The organism is Mucilaginibacter limnophilus (assembly GCF_004005815.1).
In the GTDB taxonomy this organism is placed as follows: domain Bacteria; phylum Bacteroidota; class Bacteroidia; order Sphingobacteriales; family Sphingobacteriaceae; genus Mucilaginibacter; species Mucilaginibacter limnophilus.
This window is the reverse complement of record NZ_SACK01000014.1, coordinates 21,877-46,398: the sequence shown is the minus strand read 5'-3', so window position 1 is coordinate 46,398 and position 24,522 is coordinate 21,877. Positions and strand designations below refer to the sequence as shown.

At 43.4% G+C, this 24,522-nt stretch carries 21 protein-coding genes; 10 read left to right on the top strand and 11 right to left on the bottom strand.

What is annotated here, in order from left to right; all coding sequences use genetic code 11:
- Positions 1-134: 134 nt before the first annotated feature.
- The 7 genes from EOD41_RS19910 to EOD41_RS19880 all read right to left on the bottom strand — a co-directional run bounded on the left by EOD41_RS19910 (position 135) and on the right by EOD41_RS19880 (position 6,635).
- A complete protein-coding gene (locus EOD41_RS19910; protein ID WP_164850007.1) occupies positions 135-626 on the bottom strand; it encodes a hypothetical protein in 492 nt (163 codons plus the stop codon).
- A gap of 8 nt (positions 627-634) precedes the next feature.
- Positions 635-826, bottom strand: a complete 192-nt coding sequence (locus EOD41_RS19905; protein ID WP_127708396.1) for a hypothetical protein — start codon at positions 824-826, stop codon at positions 635-637.
- 4 nt (positions 827-830) lie between these two features.
- Complete coding sequence (gene glgB, locus EOD41_RS19900; protein WP_127708393.1) at positions 831-2,918, bottom strand: 1,4-alpha-glucan branching protein GlgB; 2,088 nt, start codon at positions 2,916-2,918, stop codon at positions 831-833.
- Positions 2,919-3,087: 169 nt separating this feature from the next.
- Entirely contained in the window at positions 3,088-3,954 is an 867-nt protein-coding gene (locus EOD41_RS19895; protein WP_127708390.1) for an OmpA/MotB family protein, read from the bottom strand.
- Positions 3,955-4,155: 201 nt separating this feature from the next.
- Entirely contained in the window at positions 4,156-4,623 is a 468-nt protein-coding gene (locus tag EOD41_RS19890) for a hypothetical protein (RefSeq protein ID WP_127708387.1), read from the bottom strand.
- Between the two features lie 14 nt (positions 4,624-4,637).
- The gene (locus EOD41_RS19885; RefSeq protein ID WP_127708385.1) at positions 4,638-5,960 is read right to left on the bottom strand and encodes a serine hydrolase domain-containing protein; all 1,323 of its coding nucleotides are present in this window, start codon (positions 5,958-5,960) and stop codon (positions 4,638-4,640) included.
- A 21-nt stretch (positions 5,961-5,981) separates the two neighbouring features.
- Positions 5,982-6,635, bottom strand: a complete 654-nt coding sequence (locus tag EOD41_RS19880) for an ankyrin repeat domain-containing protein (protein ID WP_127708382.1) — start codon at positions 6,633-6,635, stop codon at positions 5,982-5,984.
- 93 nt (positions 6,636-6,728) lie between these two features.
- On the opposite strand from EOD41_RS19880, the gene EOD41_RS19875 reads away from it, so the two are divergent.
- The 7 genes from EOD41_RS19875 to EOD41_RS19845 all read left to right on the top strand — a co-directional run bounded on the left by EOD41_RS19875 (position 6,729) and on the right by EOD41_RS19845 (position 14,285).
- Positions 6,729-9,320 (top strand): FtsK/SpoIIIE family DNA translocase, encoded by a 2,592-nt coding sequence (locus EOD41_RS19875; RefSeq protein WP_127708380.1) that lies wholly within the window; start codon positions 6,729-6,731, stop codon positions 9,318-9,320.
- Between the two features lie 246 nt (positions 9,321-9,566).
- Positions 9,567-10,247 carry a LolA family protein gene (locus EOD41_RS19870; protein ID WP_127708377.1) on the top strand — a complete coding sequence of 227 codons (681 nt, stop codon included), beginning with the start codon at positions 9,567-9,569 and terminating at the stop codon, positions 10,245-10,247.
- Between the two features lie 429 nt (positions 10,248-10,676).
- Complete coding sequence (locus EOD41_RS19865) at positions 10,677-10,949, top strand: hypothetical protein (protein ID WP_127708374.1); 273 nt, start codon at positions 10,677-10,679, stop codon at positions 10,947-10,949.
- On the top strand, positions 10,946-11,707 hold the full coding sequence (locus EOD41_RS19860) for an MBL fold metallo-hydrolase (protein ID WP_127708371.1): 762 nt from the start codon (positions 10,946-10,948) through the stop codon (positions 11,705-11,707). Before EOD41_RS19865 ends, EOD41_RS19860 begins: the two co-directional genes overlap by 4 nt.
- Positions 11,708-11,713: 6 nt before the next feature.
- Positions 11,714-12,130, top strand: coding sequence for a BLUF domain-containing protein (locus EOD41_RS19855; RefSeq protein WP_127708368.1), 417 nt, complete (start codon positions 11,714-11,716; stop codon positions 12,128-12,130).
- Positions 12,131-12,202: 72 nt separating this feature from the next.
- The gene (locus tag EOD41_RS19850; RefSeq protein ID WP_205780614.1) at positions 12,203-12,949 is read left to right on the top strand and encodes an SGNH/GDSL hydrolase family protein; all 747 of its coding nucleotides are present in this window, start codon (positions 12,203-12,205) and stop codon (positions 12,947-12,949) included.
- A gap of 64 nt (positions 12,950-13,013) precedes the next feature.
- Positions 13,014-14,285 carry an alkaline phosphatase family protein gene (locus tag EOD41_RS19845; RefSeq protein WP_127708365.1) on the top strand — a complete coding sequence of 424 codons (1,272 nt, stop codon included), beginning with the start codon at positions 13,014-13,016 and terminating at the stop codon, positions 14,283-14,285.
- Here EOD41_RS19845 and bla read toward each other — a convergent pair whose 3' ends face one another.
- Positions 14,286-15,176, bottom strand: a complete 891-nt coding sequence (bla, locus tag EOD41_RS19840) for a class A beta-lactamase, subclass A2 (RefSeq protein WP_127708362.1) — start codon at positions 15,174-15,176, stop codon at positions 14,286-14,288.
- 79 nt (positions 15,177-15,255) lie between these two features.
- Here bla and EOD41_RS19835 point away from each other — a divergent pair, with 79 nt between their 5' ends.
- Positions 15,256-16,173, top strand: coding sequence for a DUF72 domain-containing protein (locus EOD41_RS19835; RefSeq protein ID WP_127708360.1), 918 nt, complete (start codon positions 15,256-15,258; stop codon positions 16,171-16,173).
- Here the strand turns inward: EOD41_RS19835 and EOD41_RS19830 are convergent.
- The 3 genes from EOD41_RS19830 to EOD41_RS19820 form a co-directional block, all read right to left on the bottom strand.
- Positions 16,170-16,514: a hypothetical protein gene (locus EOD41_RS19830; RefSeq protein ID WP_127708357.1), complete on the bottom strand. Its 345-nt coding sequence runs from the start codon at positions 16,512-16,514 to the stop codon at positions 16,170-16,172. The two genes, EOD41_RS19835 and EOD41_RS19830, sit on opposite strands and share 4 nt — an antisense overlap.
- A 120-nt stretch (positions 16,515-16,634) precedes the next feature.
- Entirely contained in the window at positions 16,635-19,073 is a 2,439-nt protein-coding gene (locus EOD41_RS19825) for a penicillin acylase family protein (RefSeq protein ID WP_127708354.1), read from the bottom strand.
- Positions 19,060-19,632 (bottom strand): thermonuclease family protein, encoded by a 573-nt coding sequence (locus EOD41_RS19820; RefSeq protein WP_127708351.1) that lies wholly within the window; start codon positions 19,630-19,632, stop codon positions 19,060-19,062. Before EOD41_RS19820 ends, EOD41_RS19825 begins: the two co-directional genes overlap by 14 nt.
- A 171-nt stretch (positions 19,633-19,803) precedes the next feature.
- Between EOD41_RS19820 and EOD41_RS19815 the strand changes: the two genes are divergently transcribed.
- Together EOD41_RS19815 and EOD41_RS19810 are read left to right on the top strand one after the other, a co-directional pair.
- Positions 19,804-21,393, top strand: a complete 1,590-nt coding sequence (locus EOD41_RS19815) for a T9SS type A sorting domain-containing protein (protein WP_127708348.1) — start codon at positions 19,804-19,806, stop codon at positions 21,391-21,393.
- Between the two features lie 22 nt (positions 21,394-21,415).
- Positions 21,416-24,472 carry a discoidin domain-containing protein gene (locus EOD41_RS19810; protein ID WP_127708344.1) on the top strand — a complete coding sequence of 1,019 codons (3,057 nt, stop codon included), beginning with the start codon at positions 21,416-21,418 and terminating at the stop codon, positions 24,470-24,472.
- Positions 24,473-24,522 lie beyond the last annotated feature (50 nt).

Below are 24,522 nucleotides of genomic sequence, written 5' to 3'. Positions count from 1 at the left end.
TGCATCAGCAAAAAGAAATCAGACTTAAATCTTACAACAAAAAAGCTCAAACATCTTTAGTGGATGTTTGAGCTTTTTTATCAATGTTGTGCAATCAAAAATAGTCAACCTATTTCAGGACTACTCATGTTTAATTACTTTGGTGGAGGAAATTTCACGGAATTCTTTTTTTCGTGAGGCGGGGCAGGCGGAAAGTCCCAAACCTCTAATCTTGTTATTTTTTCTATAGATCCAGTGTTCATACCCATATGACCTGTGTTGTTGCTATTGAATACACCTTCAACAAGAACATATTTATCGTTACATTTTTCTTTATCTAATGCCATTAATGATTTTTTTGAAAAGTCCATCCATAATGCATTTTTTGATAAGCTCTTTTCATAATCTACCTTATGTAAGTAAAGCATATTACCTTCAAACTCTAAATGAAGATACCCATTTACCCTTATAGATTTACCATCATACTTCTCAGGATTAGCAATCAGATTGATAATTGATAAATCTTCCGGATATCCGGTTGTTTTGTTATCAATGGTGTCTGCTTGTTCCTTTCTACTTGTTGCAGACTGCTTGCAAGAGGCAATCAATAATGATGAAATAAGAATTATAAAATAAACTGTCTTCACTGTCATTTTCACATCAACTCACTATCATTCTTTTCGTGCCAAACCTTATAGGCCATATAAAACAGCACTATGGCTGGCATAACCCCCATTAGCACACCGGTTGCGCCAATAAAAGCGTAATCTGTTACAACTTCATAAATTAGTATAGCCAAGGCTATAAACCCGCCGATAATATACAGATAAAAGAATTTATAGCTCATTAAGTTAACTATTACGTTTAAACACTGCAGCGCCCAGTGGCGGCAATGAGATGTTGATAGAATCGTCTTTGATATGCCAGTTCACTTTCTCTGATTGCAGCGGCTGAGCATTTACCTTACCGCTACCCCAGAATTGTGTGCTGTCAGAGTTAAATATCTCTACCCATGTGCCTTCTGCAGGTACGCCTATACGGTAATTATCGCGCGGAACAGGTGTCATGTTCAGTGCTATTACCACGTCATTTTTAGGATCATGGCCCTTGCGGCTATACACCAGTATCGAATCGTCGGCATTACCGCCGTCTATCCATTCAAATCCGCTCCAGTCAAATGCCTTTTCATACAAGGCAGGTTCACTGCGGTATAAGTGATTAAGCGCTTTTACAGCCTCTTTTATACCCTGATGACAATCGTATTCAAGCAGATGCCAGTCGAGCGAATACTGATAATTCCACTCCTTACCTTGCGCAAATTCGGCGCCCATAAACAATAGTTTGGTGCCCGGATGCGTAAACATATAGCTATACATCAGGCGAAGGTTAGCATACTTTTGCCACTCGTCGCCGGGCATTTTATTTATCAGCGACTGCTTGCCGTAAACCACCTCGTCATGCGAGAAAGGCAGCATAAAGTTCTCGGTAAACGCGTATACAGTACTGAAGGTTATTTGCCCATGGTGATACCTGCGATAAACCGGATCGTTAGCAAAGTATTTCAAGGTATCGTGCATCCAGCCCATCATCCATTTCATGCCGAAGCCCAGTCCGCCCATAAATACCGGTTTACTTACACCCGGAAACGCTGTCGACTCTTCAGCAATGGTTTGTATAGTAGGAAAATGCGCGTACACCGCCTGGTTGAACTCTTTAAGAAAATCTATCGCTTCAAGATTTTCATTACCGCCAAACACGTTTGGCTCCCACTCGCCATGTTTACGCGAGTAATCAAGATAAAGCATTGAGGCTACTGCGTCGACACGTAAACCGTCAACATGGTATCTATCCAGCCAAAATAAGGCATTGCTGATCAGGAATGCCTTAACCTCATTGCGTCCATAGTTAAATATATACGACTTCCAGTCGGGATGATAGCCTTTGCGCATGTCGGCGTGTTCATACAGGTGCGAACCATCAAAACGGTATAATGCATGCACATCACCCGGAAAATGCGATGGCACCCAATCCATAATAACGCCTATACCTTCGTTATGCAAGCGCTCAATAAGCCCCATCAGCTGCTGTGGCGTACCGTATCGCGCTGAAGCAGCGAAATATCCGCTTACCTGGTAACCCCAGCTTGGATAATACGGGTGCTCTGCTATCGGCATAAACTCGACATGGGTAAAGCCCATTTCCTTTATGTAAGGGACAAGTTTATCAGCAATCTGTGTGTAGCTTAAAAACTCATCCGGACTTTCGGGACTGCGCGCCCACGAGCCAAGATGCATTTCATAAACCGAAAACGGCTTATCTAAGGCGTTATACTCCTGACGGTTTTCCAGCCACCTGCTGTCTGTCCATTCATAATAAGTATCCGCTACAATTGATGCCGTATGCGGCGGTAGTTCCCAGCGAAGCGCGAATGGATCGCTTTTTTCCAGTTCTTCGCCCGAATTTGAGCGGATAAAGTACTTATACGTCTCACCAACACCAATGTCGGGTATGTAGCCTTCCCATATGCCTGAACTATCCCAGCGTACAAATAGCTGGTGTGAGTTTGGGTTCCAGCCGTTAAAGTTGCCTATTACCGATACATATTGCGCATTTGGCGCCCATACTGCGAAGTAGGTACCAATTACGCCATGGTGCTCAACCACATGCGACCCAAATTTATCATACAGTTTATAATGTTTGCCGGCTTTAAACAGGTCGACATCAAAATAGGTAAAACGGCTGTACGGTTCAACCGGGTTAAATTTATACGGAACAATAGATGCTGTTTCTTTTTTAGGAGCCCTTGGCTTTTTCGAAGGCTTAACTTCGTCTGTCGCTACAGTCGCTTTTTTTGTAGTGCTTCTTACTTTCTTTGGCTTAGGGGTTTCAGCAGGAGAAAGTTCAGTAATTTCGGGGCCGGTCTTTTTCTGTTTTGCCATATACGGTAGCCTTTGCAGGCATTTAGCTCGATAGTTTGTTAGATAGAATTTAGTTTGGGTTAAAGTTATATTATTAAACAGCCATGGGCAATGGTTGTTTGTACATGTTTTGCACATAAAAAAGGCTGCCTGGGTTTACGGGCAGCCTTTATTGCTATTCAATCACAAATTATTTTTTGTCTGTTTCGGGCGCTTTGCCTATCAGGTCCATAAACTGATCAAGTTTTGGTGTAATGATGATTTGTGTACGCCTGTTTTTAGCTTTACCTGCAGCAGTGCTGTTATCTGCAATCGGGTTGTATTCGCCGCGGCCGCCTGCGGTTAAGCGTTTCGGATCAACACCATACTTGGTTTGCAGCGCCTGTACAACCGATGATGCACGCAATGCACTCAGATCCCAGTTATTACGGATGCCTTTTATTGAAGCTACAGGCACATTATCAGTATTACCTTCTATCAGCACATCGTAATTGCTGTAATCTTTAATGATCTTAGATATCTTGGCAAGTGTAGCGTCGGCTTTATCAGATATTTCAAAGCTGCCCGATTTGTACAGCATATTATCTGACAGTGAAATGTACACTACGCCTTTTAACACCTGTACGTCAACATCCTGCATTTCCGACTGACTAAGCGAGCGGGTAAGGTTGTTGGTTAGCACCATGTTAAGCGAATCGCTTTTGTTTTTTGCGTTAACCAATTGCTGAATGTACTTGTTAGAGCTGTTGATCTCGTCAACCAGTTTAGAAATGTTTACGTTACCCTGGCTGCTTGAGTTCAAACATTTATCAAGCGCGTCCTGTAACGATTTAAGATTCGAGCGTTCGGCTGAGAGTTGCTCCTCCAAGCTTTTCACCCTGTTGGTAGTTACTGCCAGATTACGCTCGCTTAGCAAATACTTACCGCGCATATCACGGGTGTTACTGTCTAAACGGTTATAGTCAGCCTGTAGTTGTTTGTATTTTTTTGAGCTTACGCAACCCGGTATTACAATTGCCGCCAAAAGCAGCGCGGGTATAAATTTTAGAAATTTCATAACGTTTAGTTTTGATCTTCGATTTATTGTTGTGATAATGTGTTAACTATTTTCGTGCCATAAAGTTTTTATTGCGGCAAGAAACAACATTGCGCCAAACTATTTATCAACCTCAAAATGAGTTAATTGCTACGACGAAAATGCATTTTCAGCAGCAACATACAAAGATTTTCCGATAAAACTATACGGAATACAGGCTAATTATTTCACACGTTCGCCATTAAATGATAAGGTTTCACCCGGATATGGCGCTAACCTTTCATAGAGGTCTTCTTCGGCTAAATGGGGGTTTACCATTTGCAGCAAACCGTCATCATCAACGTATAAGCCCGAGTAATAGGAAGATTGATCTAACCGTACAATGTCTTTCCTGTCCTGCTCATGCAAAGCTACCATCCAGAATATCGGCTCGTCTTTATCTAACCTGCTTTTGGCTTCTGAATAAATATCGTCCCACATTTGCCCAACTCTGGAAAGCAGAAACTTGAACAGTGGCGTGTAATCATAGCCGTACTGCCCACTATTCATGCTCATACGTGTAGCTTCGTTATTTTGAAACTCTTTGGTATTACGCGTATGCCGGAACGAGCCCCCGGTGACAACATAGTATTTTGTTGATAGGGACACCTTATTTTCTTTACGGTACAAAGGCTTTTTATCCTTATTCATACTAATAAAGGTTATTATTTTTCTTTTATATAGAGAAAAGAACGTCCGTTTTGCTTTAATGTCATTTCGCCTTTTTCAGGTGCGAATTCCATTACTATTCCTGCCGGTTCAAAGGTAAATTTGTCTTTATCGGCAGCATCAAGCGGGAAAGCGCTTTGCCCGGTTGCCTGCGCGGTAAGTACACCTTCTTTTTGTGTTATGCTGATCTTTAAGGGTAACTGATCGCTCACATAGTTTCCTACATATTTGGAAAGCTCTTCAGCAGAAACTTCAATTATTTTAAATGATGGTATCTGGAACGGTTTGCCGAAATAAATACTTAATGCACCCAACACAATATTGTTCATATTATAGTTCATCCCGTTTGAACAGTAGGCAATTGTAAGTTTTTCTTCAGGAAAGTAGCTAAGGGTTGATTTAAATTCGTCAATGCCGCCGTTATGGCCGTAACCCAACTTATTATCGAAGTTATACCTGAACATGGCCGAACCATAGTTATCCTTTAAGGTTTTCATCACCTCGAGGCTTTTCAGGCTGACAAGTTTTCCTGCAAACAATGCTTCGATGAACTTAGTAAGGGCTACAGGAGTGGATACAATGGCCCCTGCCCCACCCGGTATGCTCATATCAGTTTGTGCTTCTTCCTGCCAGCCGCCGGCATACCGGTATGATGCTGCTTCGTGTACTTTCAGATCAACTTTACCGCCATAATATGTATCCTTTAATCCTATTTTGTCAGTTATCCTCGACTTAAGCAACCATGAATATTTCTTCCCGGTTATCTTTTCAGCAATGTATCCCAGCAATACAAAGTTGGTATTACTGTATGATGCTTTTGCATCCGGCTCAAAATCCGGTGTTTGTGTTGCGAAAATCTGAACCAGTTGCTCATGTGTTTTAGGCTGGGTATAATAGGTCGTGTAGGCGCTGTCAGTGAAATTGTGTAACCCGCTGCGATGGTTCAGCATCAGGCGGATGGTGATCTTATCGGCGTTTGGCACTTGCGGATAATATTCGGATAACCTGGTGTCAAGTGATAGCTTACCTTCTTCAATCAGCTGAAAAACGATCACTGCGGTAAACATTTTGGTAATAGAACCTATGCGGTACCTTGTAACGGCAGAAGCCTTAACCCCTTGGACAACGGATTCATAACCGGTCGACTTTTGGTAAATCACTTTGCCGTCTTTCGACAGCACCAATGTACCCATGCCTTTATTATTTTGCTCAAGCGCGTTGAGCAAGCTATCAAGTCTGGACTTGTTAAATATTTGCCCGCAAGCGGTAAAGCATCCGGCAGTTATAAGTACTAACAGCGCCAGTGATATTTTTCTCATCAGTATAGTTTAAGGATTATTTTATTCGAAACCCAGTATTTCAGCGATATCATTAAACCCTTTCTCTTTTGCAAGGTCGGCAGGCAGTTTGCCACCTTCCATACGTATATCTACCGCTGCACCATGCTCAAGCAGTGCTATCAGCAGTTCTACGTTGCCGTTTTGCGCTGCCGAGTGAAGTGGGGTAACACCTGCTTGCTGGCGCACATTTACTTCGGCGCCGTTCTCTATAAGCATAACAGCGATGTTTGTAAAATCGCCTGCAGCAGCCGAATGTAAAGGAAATACGTTGTAGCCATTGTTCGATGGCAGGTTAACATTAGCGCCTCTCATTACCAGGTAACGGGCCACTTCCAACTGACCGAAATAACTGGCCAAACCGAGCGGTGTAAAACCGTCTTCCGAGTAATAGTCAATGGCTTCAGGATGGGTGGTAATGGTATAGGTTACTACATCAAACTTTCCGGATGCTGCTGCTTCAAAAAGATTAATATCTGTAACATGCTTAAGCAACAACTCAGTAACCTCTGGCTTTTTATAATAGCATGAAAGCATAACCGGCGACACATTATGACTGGTGCGCACTTTACCAAGAGCCGGGTTAGCAGTAAGCAGCTCGTTTAGCTTTACAAGGTCGGCTTGGGCGATATATTGTTCCAGCAGATCGGTGCTCATGATGAACTCAATATTACTAAATTTTAAAATTACAGGGCAATTTAGTTGTTAACAATTAACTTTATATTTGAAGATAATTACGGATATTGCAGGATGCCTCCAAAAGGAAACCAATTCAGAACGAATACTATAAAGGACGAAAATAAGCCGCGGCAAACGGGTGTAAATGGTGAAAAGGCGCGGACTTCAAGGGTGAAAATTGAAAAACTCCCTGTTTTCGACCTTAAAGACGGGCGGCTGGCAAAGGTGGCCGGGCTGTTTTTTCTTATACTTTCGGTATATTTTTTAACCGCCTTTACATCATATATTTTTACCTGGCAGGAAGACCAAAGTTATGTATCACGCGCTAATGGCGGCTGGAGCAATCTATTTAAAACTACCCAGGAACTTGCTTTAAAAGATATTGACCCCGTTGTTGATAACTGGCTGGGTAAATTGGGCGCCTTGCTGTCAAACCAGTTTATTTACGAGTGGTTTGGTGTGGCCTCGTTCCTGTTTGTGTTTATATTTTTTGTGATAGGTTACCGCTTGTTGTTCAAAGTAAGGTTGTTTTCAGTTAGTAAAACGCTTGCATATACGCTGTTTTGCATTGTGTTCCTGTCAGTTACTCTGGGCTTCTTGCACTCGTTTATTAACGATACGCCACATTTTTTAGAAGGCGAATTTGGTTATTTTACCAACCGCCTGCTTGCCGTGCAAATTGGGCAAACAGGAATAGCAGGCTTACTTGCTTTTGCAGGACTTACCGTACTGATAATCGCCTATAACATAGATTTCAAATTACCTGAGCGCAAACGCCCTGTTGCACCTGAAGTAGTACCTAATGTGGTTCCCGAGCCGGTTGACCTTGTAGACGAAGAACCTTCTATACCTGTTGAATGGCCTAGAAACGGCGGCAATAATACAGTAAGAGACAGGCTTGCCGCCAATACGGCTAAACCAGAGCCGGTGGTACCTGCTGAGCCAATCAGGCAACAACAAATGGTGCAAAACCCGGTATTTCACGAGCCGGTTGTATTGCGTCCTGATAATACGATACACGAGCCTGAAGCCGAGGATATTGAAATACCATTAACTGTTGAAACCGAACGCCCTACGGCAGTTTTAAATATTGAGAAAACCGATACCGAAAAAGCTAACGAACTGGTGGAGCAATTTGGCACGTTCGACCCAACGCTTGACCTGGCGTCATATAAATACCCTCCGCTTGAGCTGTTGGAAAATTACGGTTCGAACAAAATCAGCGTTAACGCCGATGAGCTTGAGGCTAATAAGAACAAGATTGTTGAGACGCTGAATCATTATAATATTGAGATTGACAAGATCAAGGCAACCATAGGCCCAACGGTTACTTTGTATGAGATAATACCTGCCCCAGGTGTGCGTATCTCGAAGATCAAAAATCTTGAGGACGATATCGCGCTTAGTCTTGCTGCCCTTGGTATACGTATCATCGCCCCTATGCCTGGCAAGGGTACAATAGGTATTGAGGTACCAAACCAGCATCCTGAAATGGTATCGATGCGCTCAGTACTCGCTACCGAAAAGTTCCAGAATACTACTATGGATCTGCCTATTGCTTTAGGTAAAACAATATCGAACGAAGTATTCATTGCCGATTTGGCTAAGATGCCCCACTTGCTTGTTGCGGGTGCTACAGGTCAGGGTAAATCGGTTGGTATTAACGCCATATTGGTTTCATTGCTATATAAGCGCCATCCGGCTGAGTTGAAATTTGTTCTGGTTGACCCTAAAAAGGTCGAGCTTACACTTTTCCGTAAGATTGAACGCCACTTTTTAGCCAAGCTGCCCGACGAAGCCGATGCTATTATTACCGATACCAAAAAGGTTATCAATACGCTGAATTCGCTTTGTATCGAGATGGACCAACGGTATGATTTGCTGAAAGACGCGCAGGTACGTAACTTGAAAGAGTATAATGCCAAGTTCATCAACCGTAAAATATCAAACCCCGAAAAGCACCGCTTTTTGCCGTTCATCGTACTGATTGTGGATGAGTTTGCTGATTTAATGATGACAGCCGGTAAAGAGGTAGAAATGCCTATTGCGCGTTTGGCGCAGCTGGCCCGTGCTGTAGGCATACACTTGGTTATTGCTACGCAAAGGCCGTCGGTGAATATTATTACCGGTACAATCAAGGCCAACTTCCCGGCAAGGCTTGCTTTCAGGGTGTTGTCGAAGATCGACTCACGTACCATTTTGGACGCTGGTGGCGCCGATCAGCTGATTGGTCGCGGGGATATGCTGTTATCAACCGGCAGCGATTTGATACGTTTGCAGTGCGCATTTGTTGATACGCCTGAGGTTGAAAAGATCTCAGATTATATAGGTGGACAGCGAGGCTACCCATCGGCACACATGCTGCCCGAATATGTGGGTGATGGTGATGAAGGCGGCAGCGTAAAAGATTTCGATCCGAACGACCGCGACCCAATGTTTGAAGATGCCGCACGTTTGATAGTATTGCATCAGCAAGGCTCAACTTCTTTAATACAACGTAAGCTGAAATTAGGTTATAACCGTGCCGGCCGTATTATTGATCAGTTGGAGGCCGCAGGCATAGTTGGTCCATTTGAAGGCAGCAAGGCCCGTGATGTGCTCTATCCTGATGAATATAGCCTGGAAAGACATTTGGAAAGTTTGGCCGGTAAAGGGGGAGAGTAAAGCCCCACTAAATCCTCCCTGAAGGGAGACTTTTTAAGAAATCAAACTAATAAAAATTTCATTTCGACGTTAGAAAGAAATCTTCTAAAAGCAGCCGGCAACCTTATATGTTGAAAGAAGATTTCTCCTCGTTCCTCGTTCGAAATGACAAATTTGTTAGAAGAGCGCCTTTAAACCATCCTTCAAAATCACTATCTAAAACAATAATCCCGGCAACAAAATCATACTTCCGGGGTTTAAACGATTATGAAAAAAGCACTCGCATATATTCTATTTCTAAGTGGATTAACCTTTACCGCTTTCGCTCAAAAGGATAAGGAAGCTAAAACCATATTAAACGAACTGAGCAAAAAATATCGTTCGTATAGTTCTATAAAAACCGACTTTACTTTTACGCTTGATAACAAGCAAGCCGGCATTACTCATACGCAAACCGGCACACTGATATCAAAAACTAAGGGTAACAAGTTCAGGGTAAGCTTGTATGATCCGCTTAGCAAAACTAAGTCGAAGATTGACCAGGAGATAATGAGCGATGGTAAAACACAGTGGACTTATATGGTTGAAGAGAAAGAAGTGCAGGTAAATGATGCCGGTGTGGGCAATGATGGTTTTAACCCAGCTCAAATATTTACCATTTATGAAAAAGGGTACAAATACCTGTACACCGGCACTCAGAAACAAGGCGGTAAAATTTACCAGGTGATCGACCTAACCCCCGAAGCCGAAAAAGCACAATTCTTCAAGATCAGGCTGATGATTGACAAGGCGAAAAAACAGATATACAACGTACTGGTGTTTGATCGTAACGGAAGCCGCTACACCTACACATTAAAAATGGTTACCCCAAACGTACCCGTTGCTGATGCTTATTTTGTTTTTGATCCGAAGAAATATCCGGGTGTTGAAGTGGTGGATTTGCGGTAAGACATTGTTATTTACTACCTTTAAATCAAGGTAAATATTACTTATGTTAGAAGGTATATCAAAGCTTTTTTCGATAGTAGTTGGGCGCATTATTCTTGGCACTATCGGGTGTTACGTAAGAAAAGTCTACCGTGCAATATTCATGGCAAGCCAAAGTAAGAAAAGAAAGAACTCTTTTTTCTCTGATGTAATTGAGGTTGAAGAATGGAAGGATAGAATGGTTGGTATGATTACCTTAACAATTTTAATTTTTCTTCTAATAACAATATTTTAGAAGCTACAGTCTCCTTGAGGAAGTAATATTTTATTGGATATTAAACCATGTTTTGGAAATACAATCTTTTTCAATCTCATTTCGAACCCATGCCCATCTTTTCTATATTTGAAATGTGAGTCTCATATCTCAAATCTAACGTCTCATATCTAAGCATGCTGCCTTTAACTACTCATACGCTCGAAAAACTGGAACTGCTGCTTAAAAGCGGTGGGTACAAGGTGCGTTATGAAAAGGGTAACTTTAAAACCGGGGCATGCCTGCTGCAAAACAGTAAAATGATTGTGGTGAACCGCTTTTCGAACCTGGAAAGCCGCATACAATCGTTAGTTGAACTTACGCGTGAAATTGAGATAGACCACCACTTGCTTGATGATAAACAGATAGCTTTTTTACACCAGTTAAAACAAACCAACCTGCAGCTGTGACAATTACTTTCCTTGGTACCGGAACTTCGCAGGGTGTACCTGTTATTGCCTGCAACTGCGAGGTATGCACGTCTAATGATCCGCACGATAAACGCCTGCGTACATCAGTTTTTATTGAGGTTGATGGCAAAAACATCGTTATTGATTCGGGGCCCGATTTCCGCTTTCAGATGCTGCGTGCCAATGTGCAACACCTTGACGCTATCCTGTTTACTCACGAACATAAAGACCATACGGCCGGGCTTGATGATGTACGCGCTTTCAATTACAAGCAGCAGGAACCTATGGACGTTTATGCAGTAGAGCGCGTTCAGACTGCTTTAAAACGTGAATTTGCGTATGTGTTCGAAAATTTTAAATATCCGGGTATTCCTCAGTTAAACTTGCATACCATTACTACCGAACCCTTTTATATCGGCAGTTTAAAGGTAATTCCAATAGAGGTATTGCACTACAAATTGCCTGTGTTAGGTTTCCGGATAGGCGATTTTACCTACATAACCGACGCCAAAACCATATCCGACAAGGAGAAAGAAAAAATAAAAGGAAGTAAAATATTGGTAATAAACGCTTTGCAAAAGCAAACACATATATCACATTTTACGTTTGAAGAAGCAGTTGAACTGGCGCAGGAACTGGGTATTGAAAAAACCTACTTTACCCATATAAGTCACCGCCTGGGCAGGCACCACGATATTTCGCAGGAACTGCGGCCGGGTATCGAACTGGCTTATGATGCGCTTCAGCTTTATTTGTAACTGTAGATGTACAACATTATTTATATAAGCACCTCGTCGCAATTTTTTGACGACTATACGCTCGCTTCAATTCTTGAGGCAAGCCGCGAAAACAATAAACAGGTAAATGTTACCGGTATACTATTATATGCCGACGGAACGTTTTTGCAGGTGCTTGAAGGTGAGAAAGAGGATGTTGAATATATCTTTAATAAGATAATATGTGATTTCAGGCATAGCAACATTATTGAACTGGTAAAAGGCCCGGTAAAGAACCGCATTTTTGTAGAGTGGGCCATGGGTTTTGCCTCAGCAAACGCCGATGTGCTGCAGGAGTTTGAAGGATATGTGAATCCAGCAGAATTAAGATTCATTTCGGATGAATCACATACCGCCGCTATGATATTGTTGCAAAGCTTTGTACAAAACAACCGCATGAACTAAGCTTTATAACGGATTATTTACTTTTTTACGTGCTTTTTTAGCATACATTTGGGCTGTCAGTAACATTTTACAATGATGAAGAAACTTTTTATATTACCTGTTGCATTGCTATTTACCATAACCGCCATGGGCCAGGACAAACCGTCTGACGATGCGGAAAAGCTTAGAAGACACATGGAAGACCGTGTACATTATGACTGGGCCTTTAATAAACGCTTTACTGATGATAATGCAAAGTTGAGTACGCCGGCCGCCGGTGAAAAACGTGTAGTTTTTATGGGTAACTCGATAACCGAAGGCTGGTCGAACACCGACCCTGACTTTTTCAAAGGCAAATCATACGTTAACCGTGGCATAAGCGGGCAAACCACGCCGCAAATGCTGGTTCGTTTCCGCCAGGATGTGATTGACCTGAAACCGTCGGTAGTAATAATACTGGCAGGTATAAATGACATCGCGCAAAACACCGGTCCGGCTACACTTGAATTTACCTTCGGAAACATTGCTTCAATGGCCGAACTGGCACGGGCCAACGGCATAAAAGTGGTGCTGTCGTCAGTATTGCCTGCATATGATTTTCCATGGCACCCCGGACTTGAGCCTGCACCCAAAGTAATGAAACTGAACGCCATGCTAAAGGAGTATGCCGACAAGAACAACATTGTTTATGTTGATTATTTTTCAGCAATGGCTGATGAACGCAAAGGCCTGCCTGCAGACTTAGCACATGACGGCGTGCACCCGAATTTAAAAGGTTATAAAATTATGGAACCACTGGCTGAAAAAGCAATTGCCGAAGCGCTGAAAAGAAAGAAATAACAACAAGATAGTTACTACGCGGTAACAATTCCCTAACTCAAATTAGCTAATTTTGGCCACGTATATGAAACGTGGCCTTTTTTTATTGATATGTGTATTGGCATATGGAATTGCTTTTTGTCAGGTTGATACATCACAGCAAAAAGTTAACGGGCGAAAGAACAGCGTCGCGCAGCAGAAAAAACCTTATGTAATATTGATCTCGGCAGATGGTTTCAGGTATGACTATGCCGAAAAATACAATACCCAACACCTGCTTCAGTTGGCAAATTCAGGCGTAAAGGCAAGGCACATGCTGCCAAGTTACCCAACACTTACTTTTCCCAATCATTATGCAATGGTAACAGGCTTAACCCCTGCGCACAGCGGCCTTGTTGGCAATAATTTTTACGACCCAAAAAGACAGGAATTTTATTATAGCAATACTGCAAAAAAATATACCGATGGTACATGGTATGGTGGTACTCCGCTCTGGGTATTGGCTGAAAAGCAACAAATGGTAAGCGCAACATACTTTTGGGTAGGTTCGGAAGCCGAGATACAACAATACAGGCCGACATACTATTACAATTACAACGAAAAAACAGAGATCAGTCATCGTATTGGTGCGGTTGTAAATTGGTTAAAACTTCCGGCAGAACAGCGCCCGCATTTAATTACGTTCTATCTACCAGAGGTTGACCATGAATCGCACAGACATACCCCCGACAGTAAAGAAACAGAAGAGGCCGTTCATTTTATCGACTCGGCTGTTTATGAGCTAACTAAAGCGGTAAAAACCACCGGACTTGATGTGAACTTTATCTTTGTGTCTGATCATGGCATGATTAAGGCGGATACTGCAAACGCTATCAACTTACCCGCCCTTGTCGACACTACTAAATACCGCACTTACGGCGATGTACCGCTTGCCGAATTATATGCAAAACCCGGTGCTGATATAAAAGCTGATTACAAGGCGCTGAAAAAAAAATCAAAAGGGCAAGGCTTTAAGGTTTATCTTAAAACAAACACACCATCGCATTTAAAATACAGCTCGAAAGACGACACCTTCAACCGGATAGGCGATATCCTGATTATGCCTGATGCGCCTAATGTGATCCAGTTTGGCAAATACAAAATAAAGCCCGGGCAGCATGGTTATGATGTTAAACAGGTACCTGAAATGCGTGCTACCTTTTATGCCTGGGGCCCCGCGTTTAAAAAAGGCTTAACAATCATGCCTTTTAATAATGTGGATGTGTATAACCTGATCGCTAACATACTTGGCCTAGAGGTAACGGAAAAGGTTGACGGCAACAATAAACTGGCTAAAAAAGTGCTTGTAAAAAAGTAACTATTTACTATATTCATCCCACACAGCTTTTGCTATTTGAGCAATCACGCTTTCTCTTTTTGCATTGTCGGCATAAGAATCGGTAATGAAAACTGATATGGCGATATGCCTGCCATTGGGCAATATCATGATGCCGGCATCATTGGTAGCAGCGGCAAGCCCGTCATTATTCACCGGCGATGTCCCTGTTTTGTGCACCACCTTTGCATCGTTTGGAAGCAACCCTTTTAGGCGTTTAGGCCCGGTAGAAGTTTCAAGCATTATCTTCCATAAAAAATCATTACTTCGTTTGGAAAGCGCGCTACCCTTGTACATAATACCCAACAACTGATTAATGGCTTTGGCGCTGCACCAATTGGTGTATTGTACCGGCCATGCCGATGCCATCTGCGCTTCCGACGCTTTTATCGAGATATCTTTCACGCCAATGCTATGGACATACTTTTCAACAGTAGCTGTTCCACCAAGTACTTTCAGCAGTATATCACAAGCATCGTTGTCACTTAACGAAACCATATAACTGAGCAGTTGGCTTACTGCTATATCCACATCGCCTTCGGGATATTTATCACGAAGTGGGCTATATGTTTCAGGCAAATCAGCCTTAGTTATGTGTATCTTCTGATCAAACTTTAGTTTACCTTTATCTACCTGATGAAGTACTGTCATCGCGATTGGCAATTTCATTACACTATGCATAACCATATGGCTGTTGCCATTGTAGTTTAGCGTATCACCGGTTTCTAAATTTGTTACTGACACACTCACTACACCGTTAATTTGTGTAGCTATATATATTATTTTGCTGCGCAGATCTTGCTGTGCAAACAAAAATGTTGTGGTTAGTAAACAAATAAAGGTCAGTAGTCCCGGCTTAAAAATCTTCTTCATTTTAATGCAGATGTATGACGGCGCAAATTAATCATTCGCAGAAATAGAATAAGTTTTATCTTGCCGTAAAATTGTCACCATGGAATTTGGCCGTGTAGCTCCTGAAGAACTAATGGAAGTAAATTTTACGCTTCCTCCCGATCCTGAAATAACCGTTAATACGCTTGAAACCGCAAAGGGCAGCGGGCCGTTGCAGGTACATGTAGGCTGCGCCAAGTGGGGACGTAAGGAATGGGTAGGCAAAATTTATCCACCCAAAACCAAAGACGCTAACTTTTTAGACGAATACGTAAAGCACTTTGATTGTATTGAACTTAATGCCACCTTTTACCAGGTTTACGGCCCGCAGGTACTTAGTAAATGGAAAGAAAAAGCCGCCGCAAATCCTGACTTTAAATTCTGTCCGAAATTTTCGCAAAGCATAAGCCATATACGCAGATTAAAAAATGCCGACGACATTACCACCAGCTTTTATGAAGGAATTGCCGCCTTCGGCGAAAAGCTTGGGCCGCTGTTTTTGCAGCTGAGCGATAACTTTACGCCAAAGAGTTTTCCTGAACTGAAGACTTATCTTGAACGACTCCCGACCGATGCTCCTGTGTATGTTGAGTTGCGTCATAAAGACTGGTTTGCCGTGCCCGAAAATCGTGAGAAGGTGTTTAATCTGTTTAAAGAGCTAAACATTGGCACAGTGATAACTGACGCAAGCGGCCGCAGAGATTGCGTGCACATGTATCTTTCAACTCCCCATGCCTTTATTCGTTTTGTGGGCAACAGCCTGCATCCAAGTGATTATGCACGCGTAGATGCCTGGATTGACCGTATAACCAAATGGGCTGATGCAGGGTTACAGTCGGTATGGTTTTTTATGCACCAGCACGATGAGCGTTATTCACCTGAGCTAAGCGACTATGTTAGCGAGCAATTCAATAAAAAACTTGGGTTAAACGTGCGCCGACCACGATTTTTAGACAGAGACAAAGGTTTATTTGATTAAGCTTTTTTTGTAATAAAAGCTTTCCTGAAAAGCACACCTGTTAAAGCTGAGAACCCGCCAACCAATCCACCGATAATAATGGTTACGGCCAATAGCAGCAGCCAGTTAGGCAAGTGAAACAGCTTTGCCATACGTTGAGCAAGTATGTTTTCATTGGGCAAAGTTTTTAACAACGCTAAACCAAGCCACGCTACAGCTACCGCGCTAAAGCCGCATAAAAAAGCACTGCCTTTAGTACGGATAAGCAATGCGGCTGCAAACGCGATGATTGCGCACACCCACCAAGGCAGTATGAACCCTGAAATAAAGGTTAAAGCAAGTATGATTGCGAATAATAGCATGTATTTTTTCTGTTAGCTGTCATTTCGACGTAGGAAGAAATTCTTCTGCGACATGCCTTTACGCTGTTATGCTTACCGCTTTCAGAAGATTTCTCCTCGTACCTCGTCGAAATGACAATTCTATTTTAGTTTATTTAGCACAAGTTTTCCTTTTATTCTGCCCTTGCCTTCTTTTTCCGATTGCAAAAACAGTAGTTCATCTAACCTTCCGGCTTTCCAGGTAGCAAACATATCGTCGTAATAGAAACTGCCGGGATTGCCTGATTCGCCGCCGGGAAGTATGCCGTAACCCTTCATTTGCGGACCGGTTTGTACAACCATCCGCCATGAGGGGCCGTGCCCGTCTATCAGCGCGTTAACGGTTGAACCCGTTCCACCCGACTCAAAGTTGCCTGAGCCCATACCATCCAATCCGGCCAGATGGGCAACTTCAAATTGTTTTATCCTTCCCCATCGCCACGCGTTACCGGGGTTACCGTGCGCTTTTATCAGTTCATCAACAGCTTCAATAAACGCTTTATTGACCCTGTCTGACGCGTTTTCTACTCCATCGGTATGCGGGTCGTCAAACCATTTTGAGTTTGGTTGTTTCAGCAGCAATTCCTCTGTTTTATCGCGTGATGGCATCCGCAGTAATTTTTTTTTGCTGTAAAAGCGATTGTTCCAGGTAAGGTTAAAGAACTTTTTCCACCATGTGGTAAAAATTGTAGCGCCGACAGCATCTGCCGAGAAATGCTTGTTCCAACCCTTGATTATTTTATATGCCGAAATCTGCCCGTCGGTTAGTTTGGTTTCATCTACGTATTGCAGCATTGCCGGCAAAACATCCTGCGCTATAATGCTGTAGTCGTCGGTTTGTAAAATACGCATGCTGTCAACAGTGGCATTCGTCATAACAGCAAGACGGTCGTTTATGCGTTTACCCCGTTCGTACTCGGCAAACTGCCAGTTGATATAATAAGGATAAGTAGCATCGGTAGAGAATTGGTTTGCTGAACTTACAAATCCTCTTGTCGGGTTCTTAACCGTTGGGTTTTGCTCTTGTGGGATAAAGCCATGCCAGTCGTTGCCCGGGTCGCTGCCATCCATAATAAACTTACCTTGTTCTTTATACTTAATCGGTATTTTTCCGTTTGGTGTTATAGCGATATTACCTGCCACATCAGCAAAAATAAAGTTCTGCGCGGGTGCTGAGTAGTATTTTAACGCATCACGGTAATCGGCATAATTATTTGCCCTGTTAAGCAGGTAAAATGTTTTAAACTCGTCAGACACATCATGCGCCACCCAGCGAAGCGCCTTGCCAACCGGAACATTTTCCGGCGCGCCCCTCTTTTTCTTGTCAGCGCTTTCGTACACAACCGGGCCGTGGTGGGTATATAAAACAGTATCGTAAACAGGATTCTTCCCACGCACTTTAATTATTTCTACTCTGCGTTTTATCTTATTCCAGCGGTTATTGTACCAGTATTCGGTTTTGCTTTTGTCCTTGAATTTTATTTGATACCAGTCGAGCACCGCCGCATCTACATTGGTAACTCCCCAGCTTATTTTTTTATTGAAACCGATAACTACACCCGGCGCCCCTGGCAGAGCTACGCCATATACGTTCATGGTCGGCGTTGCCAACTGCACCTGGTGCCATATAGAGGGATAGGTAAGATCAAGGTGTGGGTCATTAGCCAGTATAGGGTAACCGCTTGCTGATTTCCGGCCGCTGACAGCCCAGTTGTTGCTGCCAATACCTTCACGCTTTTGCTGTGTTTTATGCGATGTCATCAGCGCAGTAAAGCTTTTTGAGGGCTTGGGTATTTCAAGAGGGGTAAAGTTCCATTTAGTTCCCTTCGGGATGATCGGTTCATCATGAGCAGGTCTGTCGGGAAACAGCTCTTTAATTACATCCGGACCAAACTTGTTCAGCGTATTGGTCATAGCAAACTGATCAGACCCTCCTGCGAGTGTTTGCGACATCAGCTTAAGCAAATAAGCGCTGTTTATAGGTTTCCATTTTTCAGGTTTATAATCGAGCAGTTTAAATTCAAGCGGGTAATCTTTAGGCGACAGCTGAGCAATATAGGCGTTTATTCCTTCAGTGTATGCCACAATGCCGTCCCAAACTTCCTTGTCACGCATCATTCCTTTCAGCGTATTTTCAGCTCCATAAACCATGCCCATGCGGCGCTTGTTACGGTCAGCCTCCAAGGCTTTTTCGCCTACTATTTCGGCTAACCTGCCAGATGCGCTGCGTGTTTGAATATCCATCTGCCAAAGGCGGTCGCGGGCGGTGAGGTACCCTTGAGCGTAATAGGCATCATGATCATTTTTCGCAAAAATGTGTGGTATGCGGTGCTTGTCAAAAAGGATAGTCACCTCACCATGCAATCCGGGTAGATTTAATTCAACTTTAGCTATTTCACCTTTCTTTTCAGCATTTTGCCAGAAACCGCTTACCGGGTTAAGCAGTTTGCCAACAGGTGGTATATCGCCAAACTTGGTTTGCAGCAACCATATTAAAACAATGGTTACAGCAAGCGATAAAAAGGCTTTAACATATTGCATAGGCAGTTGAAGTATAGCACGTTAAATATACAACTTCGGTGTTATGACGACGTTTCTTACGCGGCTTTTTCTTTGTTTTTTTACGCCGGTAATTCCAAGGCTCAACGGGGTTCGGGTCTTGCCACAATCCAAGCCGATTTTGGCGGGCGGTTTGCTCAAGCTGCGCCAGCTCGGGATCTTTTGAGTAGGTTTTATATTCCCATGCGTAGCCATTGCGTACCAGTTCGTGGTTCAAATTGCGCCCATCATCAAGTATTATGGTTCCGACAGTACGCCCGTAACGATCGGTATCTTCAACTCTTAGCCTGACATTTTTACCAAAACAAAGCATGGCTGTATATTGACGGGCGGCCGTTCCAAATGCCTGCGCTTTTTCGGGGCAATCGATACCTGCAAGGCGCACAGTGACGGTTTGCATTTGCGGACTTAACAATTCGATTGTGTCCCCGTCTTTTATCTTTACCACTTTGTACTCGTCTTCGCTAAGTGGCCGGCAGCCGGCAATAAGCAAGAGCAGTACAACAACAACACGATAGAATAAATTTGATTTGAGGCGCATAAAGTGCTGCTAAGGTACAACCGCCGTCAGGCATTTCAAAGATCATGTAAACACCATTCTTCAAATAAGCATGTCGATAAAAAAATTTTGCTAAAACGTTTTTAATATATATTTTTAGCTGCCTTATCTGTAAATAAAGGCAACCAACTATAAAATCTAACCGGATAATCAATGCGAATATTCAACCGTTTTTTTGCCATAACAGGGCTTAGCTTTGCCTTATGTATATGGCACGGTGCTACCTTCGCGCAGCAAGCCGACATCGAGTTGCTGGAAAATGAAACGCCCGCCGGATGGATAACCCTGGCTCAAGGCGAAAAACCCGACACCACCAATATCATTATAAGCAGCGGCAATACGGTTATGCTGGATGTTAACGCTGCTATAAAAAATCTAATAATTGAACAAAACGCTACGTTGAGCGCACCAACAAGCGCTTCAAATGCCGACTTATATACATTAGAACCCGGTACTTTTACAGAGGCAGGTCCGGCGGTTATAAGCAACAACGGCACATTTGGTTCGGCCGACGGCCAGAATAGCGCCATTGCCTTGCTGATACCATCATCATGCAATAAATTTACGTTGGACGGCACAGGACAAACCGGCATAGCGCTTATCCGCCCAAAAAAAAGCAACAATAACCTTGATATCGATCTTTTGCAGGATGTTAACCTGTATTATAATGGTGTTGCCCTCTCGGCAGTGCCGCTTGATCAAACTGGTCTAACAGCCGATAACATCACTCTGAACATTTTATACGGAAAAAAAGTTGCGATTAAACATGCCGATGGAGAATTTCATGGACTTGGCACCGCTACCGAAGGCGGACATTACCTGTATGACATTAGCGGTATGCTTGATCTTTCAGCAACAACGGCCATTCAAAACATTGTACCTTTTACCAACGATGCTTCAGCGGTTGATTTGACCATCGGCGGCACCGTTATTTTTGGCAAACAGTTAAACCTGGTACGTCCGAACACACAATCTACCGGCCGGCTATCATTAAGCATACTTGATGGCGCTTTTGCTGATGCCACCCTTACAACAGCGTTAAACCCCGGTAAAGCCTTCTTTGCCACCAATGGCAGCGGTGTGTTAAAACGCACAGTTAACGCCGATGCAGTAACATTTCCTGTGGGCGTATCAACGGCTACTCCTGTTACGCTCAGTTCAGCCGGTAATGCCGGTGTGTTTTTTGTCGGCGTTAAAAATCAACCGGATGTAAACCTGCCGGACGCTGACAAGACTGTAAAAAAACAGTGGACCATCATTTCACAAAATAACTTTGGTAACGAGGTGGGCATATCAACAACCTGGCTAACTGCCGATCAGCCTTCAACATTTGATGCTTCAAAACCTGTTCAATTCATCCGTTATGCAAATAACGATTGGATTACTACTGATGCCACTTTAAGCGGCACCGGTTCACAGGCTGACCCTTACAGGGCAACCGCGGAAGGTTTTACCTCTTTTGGCATATTCGCTGTTCAAAACAAAAAAGTAATAGAGAGTCAGCCGGTGGTGAATTTATATCCCAATCCAACAAACGGTAATTTGAACATCACGTTTCCTGAAACTGCCGCGGCAGGCAACCTGATCATCACCTCATCAGAAGGAAAAAAAATAATGCAGGCAGCTATAGACAAAGGCACGACCAACTGGAACGCCAACATTACCACATGGAAGCCGGGAATGTATTTTGTAATGATGGAAAACGGCGGCAAGCGGTCGTCACTAAAGTTTATTAAAAAATAAAAGCAGCACCTATTTAATTTAAATGAAGATAAAGTTTTACCCCTTTTTAAGTGTTTTAATCGGTTCTTTCATCAGCGGATCAGCTGTTATGGGGCAATCTGTTGGTGATGTACGGTCGTCAGCCTCGGGTAACTGGAGCAACAATGGCCAGGCTTCAATATGGCAGGAATACCGCGCTGCCTATGGTGGTTGGAAACTACGGTCGGAAGCCGAAGTGGGCAATGATAGTGTTGCCATGCGCAGCCCGGGTTACAATGCCGGCAACTGGATGAAAGCGCAGGTACCGGGTACTATTTTTGGAAGCTATGTAGCGGCAGGCATTGAAGCTGATCCATCATACGGTGATAATATTTACAAAGTGGACAAGGTTAAGTACAATCTCAATCACTGGTATCGTACCGAGTTCACCGTACCGAAAAGATACAAAGGCAAACACATCTGGCTGAATTTTACTGCAATTAATAAAAATGCAGAAATCTACATAAATAATTTTAAGCTTGGGTTGCTAAAAGGATTTATGAAACGCGGCCGGTATGACATTACCGACAAAGTTAATGCGACAGGGACCAACGTGATAGCGGTGAAGGTACTTACCATGACCAACCAGATCAACAACAACGAGTCGCCTACGTTTAAACCAAGCGGCGGCTGGGACTGGATGCCAGAGGTACCCGGATTAAACCGAGGCCTTTATGAAAAGGTTTATTTAAGCGTCAGCGATGCCATAACGCTCAATGACCCGTGGATGCGCACTATTGAGCTGCAAAGCAACAATACTTCAGCAAAGATGCAGTTCAGTACGCAGGTTAAAAACAATACGTCGGCTGCCCAAAAAGGTAAATTAACCGTAGTAGTTAATCCCGGGAATTTGCGCTTTACGCAGGACGTGAGCCTTAACGCTAAAGAAACACGTACGCTTACGTCATCAGGCATTGTAATGAACAATGTAAAGCTTTGGTGGCCGAATGGTTATGGCGACCCTAATCTGTACAATTGTAAGGTAGTTTTTGAGATGAACGGCAAAGTGAGCGATAGCACAAGCTTCAACTTTGGCGTGCGTAAGTATGGATACCGTAACGATAAGAACGGCGTTATGCAGCTCAGCATAAACGGACAGCGTATCTACGTAAAAGGCGGGAACTGGGGCATACCTGATTTTATTCTCAATCATCGCAGTATAGCCGATTATGAAACGCGTATCAGGTTTCACAAGGATATGAACATGAACATGATCCGTAACTGGACAGGCTCAACCACCGATGAGGCCTTTTACGACTTGTGCGACAAATACGGCATCATGATATGGGACGATTTCTGGCTGAACAACCGCTTTACATTCTTAAATGATGAGAAAGCGTTTTTGGCAAATGTACCCGAAAAATTAAAACGCTTCCGTAACCATGCCAGCATTGCGGTTTGGTGTGGCAGCAACGAAAATGTACCTTTTCAGGATATACAACTGCAGGATAGCACACTTAAATATGATGGCGGCGACAGGCTTTACCAATCAAGCTCAAACGGGCAGAACGTGCAAACACCAAATCCGAAACTGCAGTTCGGCATGCCGAAACAGGGCGGTTTATCAGGCAGCGGACCATGGAATAACCTTGATCTGGCTACTTACTTTACTTCAGGAATAAAACGTACCGATCAGGCCGGGTCTTATGTAGGTACCTGGGGTTTTCGCAGCGAAGTTGGCGCGGTGGCATTCCCAAATGTGGAGAGCTTTAAAAAGTTTATACCGGCTGATAAGCTTTGGCCGCGTAATGACATGTGGAACCGTTCACATTATTTTAGTGACGACTGGGCATATGGCGGTGGTGCAGGTCCGTCTGATTTCATGAACAGGATCAATAACTACTACGGCACAGCTACAGGCATTGAAGATTTTTGCCGCAAAGCGCAGTTGATGAACCTTGAAACACACAAGGCTATGTTTGAAGGATGGCAGGACCATATCTGGAATGATGCTTCGGGCCTGTTGTACTGGATGAGCCAGACCGCTTTTCCTACCATGATATGGCAAACCTACGATTACTATTATGATTGTACAGGGGCCTATTATGGTATTAAAAAAGCCAGCGAACCGGTACACATACAATGGAGCATTGCCGACGATGGCGTGAAAGTGGTAAACACCACCCCTACTACGCTGAACAATGTAACAGCAAAAGCTACAGTATACAACATTGATGGCAGCATTGCTGCTGGCTATGGTGGCAGTAAACAGATAAACGCTATAAAAGACACCATTACCTATTGCTTTAACGCCATAAACAGCTTAACAAATCTGGCGCTTAAAAAGGCGGTTGTGGCGTCAAGTTCAGAAAGTAATAATGTACCGGTATTTGCTGTCGACGGTTTATCAGGAACCCGCTGGGCAAGCGGCGCACTTGTTGATAACAGCTGGATCTATGTCGATTTGGGCAGCGTCCAAACCATTCGAACTATCAACCTTCAGTGGGAAAGCTCAGCATCAGCCTATAAAATTCAGGTATCAAATGATGCTGTTACCTGGCGGGACGTTTACTCAACCACTACAGGCGACGGCGGAGCAGATGTAATTACTATAACGCCAACTACCGCGCGCTATGTAAAAATGCAGTCGGTTAAGCGGTCGGGCTTTTTTGGTGTATCGCTGTTCGATTTTTCAGTGTACAGTGATATATCAGCACCGCTTAGCGATGTAAGCTTTATTAAACTTGAATTGAACGATGCTTCGGGTAAATTACTGTCTGACAATTTTTACTGGAGAAGCAGCACCGGAAATTATACCGCACTTAACAGCATGCCACAGGTAGCGCTTGATATTACATCAAACACCGTACAGCAAGTTAACAAGGCGGTAATGACGGTGAACATTAAGAATCCGGCTAACTCGGCTGGTGTAGCCTTTGGTTTGCGTGTGCAGTTGCTTAACGCTACTACCGGTGCACAGGTGTTACCTGCTATCATTAGCGACAATTATTTCTCGGTATTAAAAGGCGAAGAAAAAACCATCACCATTGAGTATGACCCGGCCCTGCTTAACGGCGCACAGCCAAAACTGGACATTAAACAGTATAAGCCCGGCATATAAAAAGAAACCCAATTGAATCAAACTATATCTTAGGTTGATGAAGCAGGCCC